Annotated in this window: 1 protein-coding gene (only partly in view); it reads left to right on the top strand. The window is 66.4% G+C overall.

Features of this window, described 5'->3' with window-relative positions:
- Positions 1-18,091, top strand: partial view of an adenosine deaminase gene (gene add, locus ON41_RS42000; protein WP_157185726.1) — the 3' end only. The gene continues 24,002 nt to the left of window position 1, outside the view; only the last 18,091 of its 42,093 coding nucleotides appear in the window; its start codon lies beyond the left edge, outside the window; it ends in the stop codon at positions 18,089-18,091.

Genomic DNA, 18,091 nt, shown 5'->3' with positions numbered 1-18,091 from the left:
CGGAGTCGCGGAAACGGACCCCCGATATCAGCGCGCGGCCGAGATGAGCATGACCGAATTGCGGCAGCGTCTCGACAGCGCGGCGCCCAAGACGCGGTGGAATTTTCTGGAAGCCGCGGACCGCCTGGGTTCCGGCGCGACGGTCGACTCGCTGTCGGGCCGGGAGAAGACCGGCTTGGTACGAGTCGCGGCCGCCCCGTTCGAGCCGGACGGCTCGGTATCGCAGCCTCCTGCGCCTTCGAGCAGGATCGGCGAATCAGATTCCGCCACAGCGCGTCCCCGCCTTTCCAGCCGCGAGATCGAAGTACTCGCCCTGGTCGCGCAAGGCCTCGGCGGCAGCGAGATCGCGCGAATGCTGTCGCTCACGCGCTTCGGGGTACAAGCCGTGATGCATTCGATCGCGGCGAAATTCGGCACCGTCCACTGGGCGGAGATGCTGGAGGTGGCGCGCGGCAGGGGGATCGAACTGACCGCCGACACCGAAGCGAATCGTAGGCGCCGGCAGTTGATCGACGACTATGTCGCGCAGGGCGAGCCGGACCGCGCGGTCGAGTTGGTGTCCGTCGACGAATTGATCGAGGCGTTGGCCGAAAGCACCATCGTCGACCGTTTGCCACCGATCATCCGGGAGGCGCTCGCCAACGATGTGCCGGCGCTGAGGCACGGTATCGAGGAACTCTCCCCGGCGCATCGGCGGCTTCTCACCCTTCGTATCGGGCTCGGAATGTCGGTCGAACACACCGCGAAGGCATTGGGCCACACCACGGGCGTGGTGCGCGGGTCCCAGCACGTGGTTTTCCTCCAGCTTGCTCAGCTGATGGAGGCCCGAGCGGGCAATAAGCTGCCGACGGTGGTCCCGGAGACGCGGGGCGGGGATCGCGAATTGGTTCGGAGCGCCTCGCGGAAGGACCTCGTACTTGCCATCGCCGAACTCGACAACGCCGCCTATCAGCAGGCGCTGACACTGCGATTCGTACGCGGTCTTACCCGCGCGCAAGCCGCTGCCGAGGCCGGGACCGGAATCAAGAATTTCGATAAGCGAGAACTCCGCGCCATCCGTGCCGTCGCCCGACGACTGCCCGCAATCCCCACCGCCGCGGTAGTCCAGAACTGCGCCATCCACATGAGTCGCGTCCACCGCGCACTCGGACTCAGCACCACGCCCGAGCCCGACGACACCAACCAACGCTGGAACGCCCCCGACAACTGGCGCATCACCGAAGAAACCCTCGGCGCACAACTCCTGCCGATGGAGAACGGGACGACCGATCCCGTCGCCTACGCCGTCGAAAAGATCCGGGACGCGGACAACGGGATCGACAGAGCCGCAGTCACCGTCGGCAATCACATCCACTACATCGTCCAGGTCGAAGACCAGATCCTCGTCTTCGACACCCTGATCGACACGTCCGCCGACAACACGCCGCACGTCCGCAACTACGACGGCGACGAGACCGGCGAGAACAGGTGGGAGCCGACCTACGACCCCGGCGCACAAGCCTTCGCCGCCTTCTACGAGACCACCGACGGCATCCTGGCACCCGCCGAAGAGCAGCTTCCCGACCACGAGCACACGCAGCACCCCGGAAAGCTTCTCGGCCGATCCGGCGACGACGGGGAGGCGAAACCCGGCTCGAATCCGGCGAGCGAACGCGGCCGGGCCGACGCGCCCCAGCCCGGTTCGACTCCATGGCGCGAGACCCCCTCGCCCGCGCCGACGGGGTCCAGTCCCTGGAAGCGTGCTGAGCAGGCCCCGGCGCAGAACCGGGACAGTCACCCCGATTCGCCTGGGCGTGAGGAGGATTCGCCCACCGAAAGCATTCCCGAATCCGGTGTGCGCATCGATCCCGTTGCCATCGATCTCGGCGAGGAGGACGACGGCGTGGCACGGTCGGCCTCCACGCCGTGGAGCGGAACCCGTCCTCGTTCCCGGACGCAGCCGGGCGAAGCGGCTCCGGCCGATCAAGAGGCGGAAGGACGGCAGCTGCGGCACGGTGTCGCGTCCGCGTACCGAAGGCTCGAAAAGGTCGACACGTCGGATCCGGTCGCCGAAGCGCTCTCTCGGGCAACCGCTTCGCGATTCGACGAGCACTTCCTGCGGCTGAGCCCGATCCAGCGGCACACCCTGATGCTGCGCTACCAGCGCAGTCTGTCGCCCGCGCAGGCCGCTGCCGTCCTGAACGCGCAGCACCCGACAATCGCACCGCTCGATGCCCAGGCGGTGCGGACCTCGGCGGCAGGCGCGCTGCGCCGACTGGCCAGGTCGCTGGCGCACGAGAACGCTGTGCCGGGAACGCGCGACAACCTGACCGATCACGAGCTGACGGTCCTCCGATTGTTGGCCCAGGGATTGTCGAGGCCGGCCATCGGTGCCCGGACCGGCTGGTCGCTGCCTACGGTGGACGCACACACCGGGCAGATCGTGCGGAAGCTCGGCGTCGCGAATCGGGTTGCGGCAATACCGGAGGCGGTGCGCCGGGGTCTGCTGGATATCTCGGACCTTCCCGCGATGCCGGAACCGGCCATATCCGAATTGCCCGCCGTCACACACACAATGCTGAAACTGGCCGCGAAGGGCTTGTCGTCCCGCACGATCGCCCGATTGCACCCGGCTACCCGGAATCTGGTCAGGGGGAAGGACAACGTGCGGCGGCACCTGGAAGCAGCCGCAGGCCTGATCTTCGGTGTCAGCGAACGGGCCGGGATGGTGGCCGTAGGGATCCGTGAAGGCTACCTGGACATCAATGGTGAGGACTGGTCACCCGGGGCCGAAATCCGCAACGCGGCGCATGCTCTCCTCACCGCACAGCAATCTCGGATCCTCCACCTGGTGGCTATCGGGCGGACGGATGAGCATATTGCGATCGACCAGGGTATATCGACGGATACCGTCCGGCTTCATCTCGGGAAGATCTACTCCATACTGGGTGTGCACTCGCGTGACGACGCGGTACTGATGGTCTATAGCAGGGCGGAACTCGCTGCCGCGTTGCACGACGCCGGGAGCGACGATGTTCTGTCGATCATCGAGCAAACTACCTCCCGCCCGGAGACAGCTCCCGCGAACTGGCGCGACGAGCTGGTGCATGCGCTACGCCATTCGATACTGACCGGCGGATTGCGAGAAGGCTGGTCACTTCCCTCGGCGCGATTGCTGACGGGGCTGTTCGAACCAGCTCAGGTGGACGCCGCCGAGCGCGCGTACCGGTCTCTGCGCGACGAAGGGTACCTGGTTGTCCGCTCGAGCCGCCATGCCATCACCCATACCGTCACCGACCGAAACGGCTGGCCGCCCGCCACCGCCGACATTGTGCGAGAACACTTCGGCGACAAGATATTCGAGCTGGCGGCCGCCGAGATCGGAGACGCGTCGGCACAGGCGATCGTCTCGGAAACCTGCGAGCGGGCGGCCGGCGCCGGGCGCCGCGCCTGGCCGACTCCGGAGCAGGTCGATGTCATCGCCCGCAACGTGATCACGGAACACCGCATGGCCGCCGAATTCCTGCGCCAGTTCCGCAATTTCGTGATGCGTGGCGCGGGACTCACCGACCGCGACATCGTCGCGCAAGTCTTGGCCGGGGTCTCCACTGCAGAACTGCGCCGCGATTTCGCCGCGCTCTCGCTCAGGCGGCAGGTGCGTCTCACCCAATTCTGGCCCGCCCGGAATTCCGCGGAGATCCCCACCGATCCCAGGGCCGAATCGCCGGAGCTGTGGGCAACCGTGCGGGACATGGCTCTCGCATGGGTCGAGCGCCGAGGCGTCACCGCAACGCTTCCGACGGAGCCCACCGGCCACCTGCCCTGGCGCATACTCGACAACCCGGTGCGCAAACCGGCCACCCGTCAGCCGCCGGTGGGCCTGCGCCTGACGCCGGAACAACGGGCACTTCTGCGTCTGCTCGCCCAGAACCTGACTACCCGGGAAATCGCCGCCGAACTGGGCGTCTCGGTACATGCGGTGACCTCCCGGGTGACCGCTCTGACGCGCGAGATCCCCGGCGAGGGTCGAGCCGAGATCGTCGAGATCGCCAGGGGCTGGGGCCTGCTCGACGACGCACAACCGGATTCCGGACGGACCGCCGCCACGCCACGACGCCGGCCGGAGCCTTCGGCACAACAGCCGGAGACACCGCCCCGTGCGGGCCTGACCAAACGCGAGAGCCAGATCCTCACGCTGTCGGAACAGGGCCTGTCGAAGCGGGAGATCGCCGCACAGCTGAGTGTTTCCCCGCAAACCGTGGAGAACTATCTCGGCAGCGCACGGCGCAAGCTTCGCGAGCTCGCCGCGTCGTCGGAGACGCCCCCGGAGCAAGGCACTCGCGACGGCGGATCCCCCCGCATCGATCCCGTCGCCATCGACCTGACCGACGACGAAGAACGGGGCACGTCCGGCACCGGCTTCGGGGCCGGGACGGAGGAAACGGGCTTGGCGCATACCAGACGGCTGGCGGAAGCAGCGCTGGCCGGGCTGCGCGAAAAGCGAGACCTCGCCGCCCTTCTGCTGAAAGTGGACCCCGAGAGGAGCGACAGCGCATTGCTGCGCGAGATCGCGGCCACTCATCCGTTGGACGACGCCTACCAGGTCCGCACCGGCCCACGAGGCAGGGAACTGACCGGCGACATCGAGCGGCACCTGATCGCCGAGGACCAGGTCCGCCGCTTGGCGGGCGCCGCCACCCAGCTGCTGCACGCCCAGGTCGCCGCGGCGCTCTACGGCGGAAACGCCCACGGGGAGACCGCCCGGGTGACGGGAATCCTCCGGGAGACCCGCAAGAGCGGGGGCGTGCTCGCCACCGCCCGATCCGTCCCCTACGACGGGCGCGCAGCGGCTGCCCGCATCGTCAACGATCTGTATCGGGCGGATGTGATCGCGGATCGTCCCGGGAGCCCGGCCGAGATCACCGTGGCGGACTTCGAAGCCATGTCGGGAGGCAGGTTCACCGAACCGGTCACCCAGCATCGCATCGACGCCGTACTGAGGCAGCTCGGGGACGATGCCTCGGTGGTCGTCGACAGTGGAGGCGAGCACGCGCGGCCGTTCGTCCTGCACCGCTACGACAACAAGGTCGTACGGATCGACCCCGGCGCCGACGACGGGGTGACTACGTTCCGCGCGGACGACCAGGGCCCGCCTGCCCGGGCCCTCTTCTTCGACGGCAACGGGGAACCGGTGCCGCCACGCTTGCTGGACTGGATCGACGCCACCTACAACCTCGAGCATCCGTTCCGGCTCGCCGCCGACCCCGGGGTTGCGGGTGATAAGGAAGTCGCCTCCGGCGTCTGGGGAGAATTCGGAGCGGCAGGCGTATTGATCAGGCATGTCGATGACACCGGAACCGCCAGGTACCTGGTCGCGAAGTCGGCAGTGGGCTATTCCCAAGGAAAATGGCAGCTTCCAGGCGGCGCGTTGCATTCCAAGGAAACTCCCGCCCAGGGCGCCACCCGCGAACTCATCGAAGAACTCGGCGTGCGCGAAATCGAGGCTCAGAACCTGCGGCTCATCGATATGTCGGTTGGCCGCGCGGCTCGGGGAAGGCCCAAGAACTGGGCCTACACCACCCTGCTCGCCGATACGCCGGAACGGTTCGACGTCGTCTGCGACGGCGTAGAAACCGAACACGCCGCATGGCTCACCCGCGACGAGTTGGAGGCGCTGGCGGCCCGGGGGGAGGTTCATTCGGCACTCGCCGCGGAACTTCCCGATCTCTTCGATCGTCTGAGTTCTCAGCCGCTTCGCCGGCCCTGGAGTCCACTCGCCGCGTTCCGGAACGTGTACGACGCGATCGGCGACGACTACTACGTCCACGCGGAGGCGGTGAAAAGGAACCATCCAGGTCTCGACGAGCGGTTGCTTCCCGGATACGTCGCGATCCGCACGTACACCGGCAATCTCTACTACTGGGATATGAACGCCGCTCTCCGGTCCGGCGATCCCGCACGTATCAGCGAGTACCACCACCTGATCCACGCCATCACCGCCGCGCTGCACACACTTCCGCTCCACACCGGCGTGGTGGAACGGGAAATCAACGTGTCGCCCGGCGCGCTCGTCAAGCTCTTGGCGAGGTATCGCCGCACGACGGTCGTCACCGAGCCCACGGTCGTCAGTGCCAGCACGGAGCCGGGCGCCTTCACCGGAAACGTGAAGTTCGTCATCCACTCGTCGACCGGTCGCGATATCTCGAAGATCTCGGAGAGTTCGAGCGAAGCCGAAGTGCTGTTCCCCCCCGGCTGCCACTTCCAGGTCCTGCGCCGGACCCGGAAGAAGGGGCAGTGGGTTATCGAACTACTGGAAGTCGCCGGTCCTACGCATGATCTCGGAGATCACGACAACCACAGCGCCGCATCCGGCCCCCGCATCGACCCCGTCGCCATCGACCTGGCCGACGACGACGAACCGGACACCGGTACTCCCGAGCCCGCGGCGGACGAGCAGCGGCACGTCGCCTCCGCTGTCGAGAAGCTGACCAGGCGGCTGGGGACCGGAGCGACCCTGAAGTCGCTGTTCACGCGGGTCGACCCGGATCGGGTGACCGAGGCCGCCCGGACTCGCGCCCTGCGCAACGCGGAGTGGTGGTTCTCGCTGACCGACGACGAGCGGCGGGCACTGGCGGTGGTACATCCGGAGCTGATCGGCAATGCCGACGGCGTCCCGTACGCCGTGCGCGACGACGCGAACCGCCGCTCGATGACCCGGCAGCTGGCGCGGTTCGAGCAGATCCGATCGGGACGGAAACTCACCGCCGCCGAGCGGGCACACCTGCGCAACCTGGAGGTGACGCGGGACCAGCTTGCCGAAATCGAGCGCCAGGCACGGGATTTCGGATCTCCTCCGGTGCAGCTCATCGCCTTCGATCCCCTGAAGTACGAGGGCAACGGCCGGATCACCGTATCCATCGGAGATGCCGATACGGCCACGAATGTGACACGCCAGATCGGCGGCTTCGGCAATTCGATGCGGACGCTGCTGAAGCGATTCCGGTTCGCCGGGCCGCAATACCAGATGACCTCACGGTACGCACCCGGCGAGACGGTGGCGGCCATCATCGATATCGGGTACCACCATCCGCGCAACCTGGTGAAGGGCACGGCGCAGACCCTGCCGCTGGAACCCGCGCAGACCCGGTTCGCCGCCGTCGGCGGTTACGTGGTCGCGCGGGAAACGGTGTCCTACAACGCTACTCGCGAGGCGCTCGCCCGGCATCGGGGGATCGCGCCGCCCCGGTCACGCACGCTTCTCGGGCACAGCTACGGCTCGACGACGGTGTGCTATGCCGGACAGGGCCGCCGGCTGGCGGGCGAGATCGACCGAGTGATCCTGACGGGCTCCCCCGGGGCGGGCCCGCTGACACACGCCTCGGACTTCGGCATCGGCGCGGAGAACGTCTACGTCCTGACCGCGAGCGGCGATCCCGTCGCCAAGCTCGGTGCCGACAACCCGGACCGCCACGGCCGGTATCTCAACAGCGGACTGGGCGCCGACCCCGCCAACGAGTCCTGGGGTGCGATCCGACTCACCGCGGAACCCCCGGCTACCAAGAGGTTCCGCAATGGCATACAGGTTCATCAGGGTTACAACTCTTTCGCCGACAACGAGACCCTGGAACCGACGGAGTCCCTGGACAATATCGGCCTCGTCACCGCGGGCCGCGGTGACGAGGCGGCCCGTGCCGTGCACCGGCCCGCGGACGCACGACGCGGGACCCGTTGGCGGCCCGCGGATCCGGAGCGGCAGCGCGCCGTCCGGGCCCGCGCCCTGGCCGCCGGATTCTCCCCCGAGGAGATCGCCGAGATCGAATATCTCATCATCGAATTGGGCGACGTCCAGGGCACCGACGGTGGCCACCCCTTCGACTACATCGAGAACTTGCCGATACCGAAGCCCGGCGAGCCGCGCGGGGCGGACTGGATCGGCAACCGGCAGGGCTGGTTCCGCGCGCTGTTCGACGGAAACCTCACCAAGCTGCGGGATATCGAACTCACCGAGAAGGACTTCTTCGAGCTGAAGCGCTTCCTGCGCCGCTCGCCCCTCTACCTGACACTCGGGCTCGCCGTCGCGGCCGGACTGAAAGCCGAACAGCTGCTGGGCCTTTCCGACCCGGGGCCCCTCTTGTTCAAGCAGGAGAAGCGGGTCCAGGGCGACGATACGATCACCGTCTGGAAATTCCGGACGATGCCCGAAGACACGCCGGAAGAACCCACCGGCGGCGACGCCGCCGACCGGTCCAGCCCGGTCCAGCAGCTGCTGCGCAGCACTTCGCTGGACGAGCTGCCGCAACTGCTGTCGATCGCCGCCGGAATCATGTCGTATCTGTCGGGCCGCCCGATGCTCGACGGCGATCGCGATCGGATGCGGGCACTGCTCGCACCGGACGAGTACGAATTCTGGAATCGTCACCTCAAGAACGATCTCTGGTCGGCCCTGCACTTCCCCGGCTGCCGCGGCCTCGACCGCGAGTCACCGGAGTACCTGCGCACCAGATACCTTGCCGCCCGGCTCTATTCACTGATCGGCAGCCGGTCGGTCGACGAGTACATGCTCAAGACGATCGACCGGTATCTGCTGAGCATGGTCGGCGTCGAAGGGCGCGAGCTGGCCCGCAACCTGGTGAACCACCTTCGCGACCGCATCCTGGGGACGAGCACCGAGCAGGCCACGGAAGCCGTCGTGGCGGAGGACCCCCTGATCGACCTGATCAGCGACGTCAATCCCCTCGGTAACAAAGACAATTGCGCCGAATGCAGCATCGCCACCGACCTCCGCCTCGGCGGGCGGACCACCATGGTCGCCATGCCCTCCCCCACCGGGCGAACGGGTGGGACCGACGACAGCGGACAGTTCCACGTCCCGTTCCTCGAGGCCCACTACGACGGGGCCTTCCACCACGTGGACGACTGGACGGCTGTCGAACAGGAGCTGCTCGACGCGGGTCACGGCGCTCGCGGCATCATCGCGTATACCCGGACGGACAGCGGAAGCCGGCCGGGGCACACCGTCAACGTGGTCAACCACCACGGCGTCATCCGGTACCTCGACGGCCAGTCCGGCCGCGACGTCACCAAGGGGATTCACGCCCTGACCAACCGGCTCGACGCCCACTTCCTCCGGACGGACGGCCGCTACACCGGATTCCGCCGCGGCGCACCCGGTGTCGCACAACCGATCCCCGGCATGCCCACCGTCAACGGACCCGCTCGCGACGCACAGGAGTCCGATACCGCCGGGACGGCGCTGTACGACGGTGCGGAGATGAATTACCGTCCCGAGCTGAGTGAGAGTCGGGACGTCCCCGTCGTCATCCTCGAACAGGACCACCGTGGTCGCTTCCTCGGACCCGGCCGGAAGCCGTACAGCACGAAGGGCAAACACGGTGACGTATTCTTGATGCTCCGTGACGGCACATTCATTACCAGCCGTGACGGCGAGCATCCTCACTTGGTCAAGGCATATATGGCCAAGCACGCCGATGCCGACGAACGGCGCGCGAGCGAAAGATATCCGGGACCGAGTATATTTGCCGGATTCGGATACTGGCGCCTGGTCGATGGTGTACCGGAACATGTCAAACCGTTCGGCGGACTGTTCAACGATCACGCCACGAGGACGTCGAAATTCTGGATACAACTGCGACATCGACTCGGCCTGAACTTCGATCTCTCGACGATCGACTTCGATTTGGCACACCAAAATGTCGGGAAGGCATGGCGGAGCCCTCCGGAAAACGACGGCGAACATTCCGCCGCGGAATTGATTCCGGAACCGGGAAGCCTCAGAAGCCGCTACGCCCTCACCAAAAAGGTGTCCGAACATCTCCGCGGCGGTGATGGCGACTTCTGGTTCGAGGTCGAACAGGTCCGGTTCCCCTCGGGCGGCGGTCTGTCGATCGATGTGATCATCCATCCGGTACTGGGCGTCCCCGCACGAGCCACGATCGAGGTGGACCCGGCCAGTACAACGGCAATGGCTCGATACCGTGCCTTCGATCCCGGCCCGCAGCCCAGCCGGACCCATCCGGCTCTCCGCACCTCGCACGGCGTGCTGACGGAGTGGCTGGCCGCATCCGGCTTCACCTGGGCAGAAGGCACCGACGAGATCCTCACGCCCGCCACCGATACCGGAAAGACCCGCGGCAATCGCATCGACCCCGTCGCGATCAGCCTCGAGGACGACGACGCCGAGGATCACTATCCCGTGTCCGGCCGCATGATCGTCGAGACGATTCATTCGATCACCGGTCCGGCCAGAAACAGCACGGCCGGAGCGGTAACGGATGTCGATCCCGACAGCGGCCCGGATTCCCTGGTGCTGCACGCGGTCGAGGCTCGGGGAGTGTCACACGACCACCTGTTCGACAAAGCCGGGAGTCCGGACGTCGTCGCGATCGAAGTCGAGGACCTCACAGTCCGCTGCGGCATCCGGTACCGGGATCCGGATGACGGACGGGTCCGGGTGTGGGTGAGCCACAAGGAACCGCAGATCGACCACCCCCTGTTCGGACACGTTCAGAATCTGATCTATGCCGCCCTGCTGCATCACTTCGAGGGCAGGGATATCGAACTGGAGGAGAATTTCGAAGGCCGCGCACCCCACGAGAAGAGAATGCTCGCGCCGAGGGCACGATCGACCGCGACCGCAGAGGCCCGCCCCACATACGAGGCGATGCCCCTGCCGGCGGCGCTGCTCGAGAACCTCGAGGATGTGGATGGCCTCGACATCGAACTCGTGTGGCCGGAGGTGGATTCCCGCGGCCGGTTCCTCGGAACCGGCCGGCGGCCTCATCACACCGTGGGCATCAACGGCGACCCGTTCTTCCTGCTGACCGACGGCAGGCTCGTCACCGTCGACGCGACACACGAGTTCCTCCTCGCGGCGCTCCTGGAGGCGGGTATCTCGCCGGACGAGATCAGCGGCTTCGGTACCTGGCGGATCAGCGGCCGGTTGCGAGCTCTCGACGCGTTCAGCCAAGGCTTCGAGGAATGGAACGGGGATCCGATGAATCCCGCGCAGATCCTCGATGCGCTCGAGCACAGCGGCGCCGATCTCGGTGTGTGCGAATTCGACACCGGGTTCGGTGCCGAGCATCAGGGCCTGCTGTGGCTGGACACGGCGGCCGAAATGCCTGTCGCGCAGGTGTTGAACCATAAGGGCGACGTCTACAAACTGCTCTCCGGCTACTCCGTCGCCGTCGACGGAGCCGGCCACCGCATCGTGTTCTGGATCGACCTTGTCGCCTGGGAGTCCGCCGCCGACGGGGAGTCGATCACCGTACGGGTCACTGCGACTCACGGCGAACCTGCCGAGGGCACGTTCACCGTGCGGACCGACGGCGGCTCCGGCACCTCGCACTACACCCGCCTCCGACTCGGACCGGACCGAGCGCGCACCGCGCCGGCGTGGGCGGTCGTGCACGACACACTGACCTCCTGGTTCGCCGCATCGGGTGTGTCCTGGGCAGCGGGCAGCGAAACACCCCCCACCGCAGACCTTTCCGCCCCGGCCGCCCCGACCCCCGGTGCCCCGCGACGGTCCGAGCGAGTCGTGCGCGCCGAGCCGGAGGGACCGTACAGTCCGCACGCCCCCGCCGAAGCCGCGTCCTGGCTGGCGGATCAGCTCAGCGGCTGGCCCACCGACAAGGTGAACCTCGCGTGTGCCGAACTCACGGCCATGGTGATCGATGCCACGGAACACCGCCGCGGCACAGTCCACCTCGTGGCGGAGACGACCGACGACCTGGTGCGAGTCACACTGCTCGATACACACGCCGCCTCGATGCCGAGGAACGCGCGAGGCGGCATTCCGACCCGCTCCGGTCTCGCAATTCTCCCCGGCCCCACCACGGCAGCGGGGAACTCGACGCCGCTGCGTTCCGGCGTCGAACTCTTCAAACGCCACGAGGACGGCTGGCACCAAGCCGTGTGGTTCGAACTCCATAAGCCCGACCGGGACCGAAACACAATCGCATCCGGGTCATCCGGCAATCGCATCGACCCCGTCGCGATCGATCTCGCCGACGACGAGCCCGAAAGCAGCGATTTCGTCGTAGCGGAGCAAGTCGGCGGTGCCCTGGGCGGGCCGACTCCTGACGCGCGGACGTTCAACGAACTGCGGCCCATGTGCATGGCCAAAGAAGACAAGATGATCGAAATCTTCGGGCACGGAACGAGAATCGCCCGATACGACGCGCCGGGCGGAGGTCATATCTGGTACGACGCCCGAGAACACAGCAAGCATCCGAACAACGGGCAGTATCCGCTGATACGCAGCGCGTTCGAAGAGTTCGTCCGCGGCTTGGCCGGACGCGACGGCATAGTCTACGCCGAAACGGTCGTCGTTTCCGACGACAAGGTCAGGCACTGGAGCTTCGACGAAGCTGTCCGAAAGGGTGACAACCGGGCGACGAAATGGCTCGCCTTCCAGCACGGCGTGCCGTGTGCGCTGGCGGACATCGACTGGCTGACGGCGTTCCCGACCACCCTGAATCCGGAGGGGGAAATTCTCCACCACCTACGGGCATTCCTCAGTGAAGTACGACATTTCCAACATGCCCTCCTGGAGGCAGACGAGGAGACGTCGCCAGACGAGGTTCTCGCCCGGCTCCGCGATGACAACGAGGAGTTCTACGCCGCGATGCGAACGATCGCAGCCGCAAGGGACGCGAGTCTGCGCAGGACCGGAGCGTGGCCACACCCGACAGGCCCGCAGGAACATACCTTGGAAAATCTGCTCGAATGGTATCGCGACGTCATGGGCGAACCGTTCGATCCCGGCGCGAAGGCCGTCGACATATTCAACCCCAACCGCACCGACAGCGATAATCCGATACGCGACATCACCCGCTACGAGGTGAACTGCCGCGAAATCGCCATCATGGACGCGATCGATCAATCGTTCGCACGTGGCGCCGACATATACATCGGTTACGGCTACAGCCACTACACCCTGCAAAAATACTTCCTGCACGAGAAGTACGGCGAGCCTGTCATATACCGGCACGGCCGGATGAGCGGCAGGCTACTCATCGGAGATGAGGAAATTGCCCCCGGCCGGATACGCGCCGAAATTACCGACATAGCCCAGCGCATCGAACAATTGGGCGACGACCCGATCGCGGTCGAACTCTGGTCCGAGGAACTACGGACGCTGGAATACGAACTCGCCCAACGACTCCCGGAGTCGGGAAGTACCGAGGTGGAGCGCGCTGCCCCGTCAGCCGCAGCGGCCTCCGCCCCCACCGATGGTGCCGGTGATCCGACAGTGAGACGATCCGAGTCTCCGCTGCTGGGTAGGGATCTCGATGAGTTCAAGTCGCTACCGTGGGATGAGTTGCGGGCCGAGGACTTCGTCCCGGCGGCCGAAAAGGCCATCGCCGAGCACAATTCCGAGATCGAGGCGATCCTCGCGAACACAGCACCCGCGACGGTCGAGAACACCCTGCGGCCCCTTTCCGCGTCCGGGGCGCGGATCGGCGTGCTCTCGAACCTCCTGAACATATTGACCGACAACGCATCCGCTCTCTATCCGGGCATCGAGGAGGCCGCGACGGAGGTCCGGAAGATGTTCGAGGCTCACCGGACCGCGGTTCATACGAACCGGGGGCTTTACGACCGGATCGCGAAGTTGCAGGCCGACACTTCCGGGACGGAGTTGGATCCGGCGTCCGCCGCCCTGCTGGCGCGCAAGCGCGAGGACTTCCGGACGGCCGGTATGCACCTGTCCCCCGCCGACCGCGAGGCACTCGCCGCGGTCAGGGCGCGGCTGGCGGCCTGTCGCCAGAAGTACCAGGAGAATCAGAACAAGGCCCGAGAGGAAACCGCGGGCGTATGGGTCACCGACGAGGACGAGTTGGAGGGGCTGCCGGACGATGCCCGTAGGGCCGCGAAGGCGGCGGCCGTCGAACGAGGACGCCCGGAGGACCACTTCATCAAGTTCTACAACCAGATGAGCGGCAATTGGCAACCGCTCGCCAAGTCGATCAAGTCACGCGCACTCCGGGAGCGGTTGCTGGGAGCGACCGCCGAACTGGCCCGTGCCGGACAACGCGACAACTCGCGCCTCGCGCTCGATATCGTGCGGTCACGGGCCGAGATCGCCGCACTTCTCGGCGAACCCCATTACGCGGCGTTGGCCGGACGCGGTGAGCCGATAACTCCGGAACAGACGGAGGAGTTGCTGAGGAGGCTGGCTCCCGCGGTGGTCCGGGAATTCGAATCACAGCTGCGCAGGGGAGCGGAGTTGCTCGGCCTGCCGGAACTCGAGGCGCACGACGTGCCGTTCGCGCTGGAGCAGCTGCGCAAGCGGGATCTCGGCATCGACCTCGAACCGGCACGGCAGTTCCTGGAGCTGAACACGGTGCTGACCGACGGCGTGTTCTGGTTGATCGAGAAATTGTTCGGTATCACGATCACCGAACGCGAGGACCTGTCCGCCTACCACCCCGACGTCCGCACGTTCGACCTCGCCGATCGAACCGGACGGACGATCGGTCGTGTCCTGTTCGACCCGCACACGCGACCCGGGAAGTTGGGCGGCGGGCGCACCCAGCAGCTGGTCGACAAATTCGACGGGGCGGGCCAGTTGCCGGTCAATGTCGTCTCGATGGACGTCGAGCCGACCGACGGCGATCCGGTACTCCTCACCTGGGAGGAGGTCGGCGCCCTCTTTCACGAATTCGGCGGGCACGCGGTCAATTTCACCCTGGCCGGCGTGCTGGAACGAACCGGTGCCCAGATCCCTCGCAACTGGGTCGAGTTCGTGGCGGTACTGGTCGACAAGGCATTCGCAGCGCATCCGGCGGTACTGGGCAATTACGCCAAGCATCACGACACAGGCCTGCCGATGCCGGCCGAACTCCGCGATCAGATCGCGCGGCTCGCCACAGCTCCGCAGGGCGCGTCTGCCGCCAACAACCTGACCTTCAGCTATCTCGATCTGAAGTGGCACCAGCTGACCACCGGCCAGGTGCCCACCGGGACGGACCCCCGTGCCGTAATCGCGGAGTTCGAGGAATCGGTACTGGCCCAGGTCGGGCTCGACCTCCCCGGTCTGCTCGCCGCCTTCCCGATCCAGCAGATGGGGCATACGAATTGGCCGGGCTGGGATTACGCGGGTGTGCTGTCCTGCTATCAGGTGATGGAAGTCGCGGCCCAAGCCGCCGTGAACAGGCTCGATCGCCAGGAAATCACGGCCGAAGATGGCGAGCTGTTGTACGAATTCGGCTATCTGCTCTCGGAATTCGGTCTTTCCGAAGCGTTCGAGTCCCTGCTGGGCTGCCCCGTCCACGAAGCCGACCTCGGCCCGTACCTGGAGTCCGTCGGCATCACCCCGGCTCCCGCGGAGGACGCGCCGGCCGAACGGTACCCGGAATCGGCGATCGCGACCCGGCGGCGCATCGACAGCTGCGTACAACAGACCGTCCGTGTTCTGTCCGCCCTCGGCGGAACCGGCGAACGGGATATCGCCGCCGGACCCAAGAAATACCGAGACCTCGAACAAGCCACCAAGGCCTACCTCACCACGGGCACCGAGACCGTCGCCGAAATCCTGCACAAGGTCCGTCACGGCATCGACGGCATCGACACCGCCGTAATCCTCATCGACGACGCCGAGAACGACACCATGCACTCCTTCGTCGTCACCAACGTCGCCGGCACCCTGCTTTTCTTCGACACGAATATCGACCACGGCGAGACCGATCCCACGCTCACCGACACCGAGCGGGACCTCATTCCCCGCGCCCAAACCGAAGAAGAATGGCTCCGATCGTTCTCCGGCGCCCACATCACCGAGACCTCGGTCGCCTACTTCACCGCCGACGAGAACACCGGAGAACTCACCCCCACCAGCTCACTCACTCCGGACAGTGCACAACCACAACCTCGCCCGCGCGACGGCGACATCACCGGCCCGCCCACCGCGGACGTCGCCGACCAGGTTCCCTACCCGAAGATCGAGTTGCACGTCCATCTCGAGGGCACGGTCCGGCCGCAGGCGCTGCTGAACATGGCGCGGCGCAACGGGATCGGGCTGCCCGCCGACAACGTCGAAGCGCTGGAGGAACTGTACGAGTACACCGATTTCAGCCAGTTCCTCTCGGTGTGGCGCATGACGAACAACGCGATTCAAACGGCGGACGACTACCGCCGGATGGTCCTCGATTACGCCGCGGAGGCCGCGAACCATCGCGCGGTGTACGTGGAGGCCAGCCTGTCCCCGATCGCGCGGGTGCAATGGCACGGCAAGACCTGGCAGGAGATCTTCGCGGGAGCGACCGACGGCATCGCCGAAGCGGCCGAGAGATACGGCGTCACAGTCCGATTGACGCCCAGCTTGATCTGGGGTGGCGACCCGGAGTACGCCGAGCAGCTCGCGCGCTGGGCCGCGCGGTACCGCGATCGCGGCGTGGTCGGCCTGGACGTCGGCGGGGACGAACTCGCCCGCGGTGACGTATCGATGTTCGACCGCGCCGTCGCCATCGCCACCGACGGCGGCCTGGGTATCGCGCCGCATGCCGGGGAGTCCGGGGGCATCGACGCCGTGCGAGAAGTGTTGCGCTGGAACCCGAAGCGGATTCGGCACGGCATCGCGGCCGCGGACGATCCGGACCTGATGGCGGAACTCGTCGAACGCGGCATCGTCCTCGACGTGGCCCTCACCTCGAACCTGCGCACCCGTGTGGTGGCCGACGCCGAGCGGCATCCGCTGTCGCGTCTGCTCGCCGCCGGTGTCCAGTGCACCATCAGCACCGACGACCCGCCCATGTTCGGCACCGACCTCAGCGGCGAGTACGTGCTGCTGGAACGGCTGGGCGGGAGCGGCGCCGCCGCCTTCGAGGCCGGTATCGCGGGAGCGCTCGGTGGGGAATCCGTTCGGGAGCGGCTCCGGGCGGTCGGCCGGGCGGCATTCGGCGGCGAGCCCGAGGGCGAGTCGGATACGTCCGAACCGACATTCATCGTGACCCCGGAAGCGTCGATGCTCGCCAATCCCGTGCTTCGTAGCCTGCGCCCACCGGAGGACTACCCACACCTCGGAGGGCCCGTCGGCACGGCTATGACGCGAGAAGAAGCGCACGCGATCTACGCGCACAACACGCGGCACGGCGAGGTCATCTCCGGAACTCAGAAGAAGGTCTATCTGGCGGAGAACAACGAATTCGCGGTTCTGGAGCCCAGGAAGTCGGTCAATACATTGGACTTCGTACTGTGGCCGGACGAGTCCGAGACCCTGCAGGCCGTCGCTGAGGCAACTCCGGACGACGAGAAGCTACTCCTCCCGCGGGTGCTGTATGTGGAACGGGACGCCGATGGAAATGTCTTGTGGGACATCCGACCACGGATCCGAGGAAGGCACGTGGAATCAATTTTCGAACCCCGCGCGATTCCGGTGTTGAGGGCAGCACAGAGTCAGATGGAGCGCGTACGTCTGCAACGTGACTCGAGCCCACGGCGCAGGGGACACATGCGAATCCCCGCGGATTATCCGACAACATCGGTCGATTACTTCTCCATGCAGGCGCAACACCTCGAAGACGTATATCGGCACTACGCCCCGCACGAGCCTTATCGGACCATGTTCGAGGCGGTCGGCATCCGCGGTTCGCTGACCGCCGGCCTGGCTCGGTACACCGATAGGATTCGACACCAACCGCTACGGTCGCACCACGCCGATATCACTACGGGGAACGTCATGGAGACCGACGCGGGGCAGTACGAGGTACTGGACGTCGGGCTGGCGCATCCGACGCCGGCGGATCACGAACTGGCCGTTCATTACCAACGAAGCCCGGGAGACCGCCCCGACGAGGTCGCCCTGGAATATCTGACACCCTGGCTTGCCCTTCTCGACACCGGACGAGTCCTGATCGACACGATTCGCCTCGTCGACCTACTGATCGCACAGGATGCCGACACGAGCGGGAAGCACAGGATGGTGGAGAGTATTACGTGGGCACTCGGCCGCGCGTACCCGGGCTGGCACGACTCCATGGAGTCGATGCCGACCCACAACGATATAGTCCGAGCCGCCGACGAGGTGCTCGCGCGCCTACGGTCGGGCATGACGCCCGAGAACCCGGGACCACTACCTTCGCCGTGA

It is taken from the genome of Nocardia transvalensis NBRC 15921 (assembly GCF_000308875.1).
GTDB lineage: Bacteria > Actinomycetota > Actinomycetes > Mycobacteriales > Mycobacteriaceae > Nocardia > Nocardia transvalensis.
This window is presented reverse-complemented; position numbering and strand designations above follow the sequence as displayed.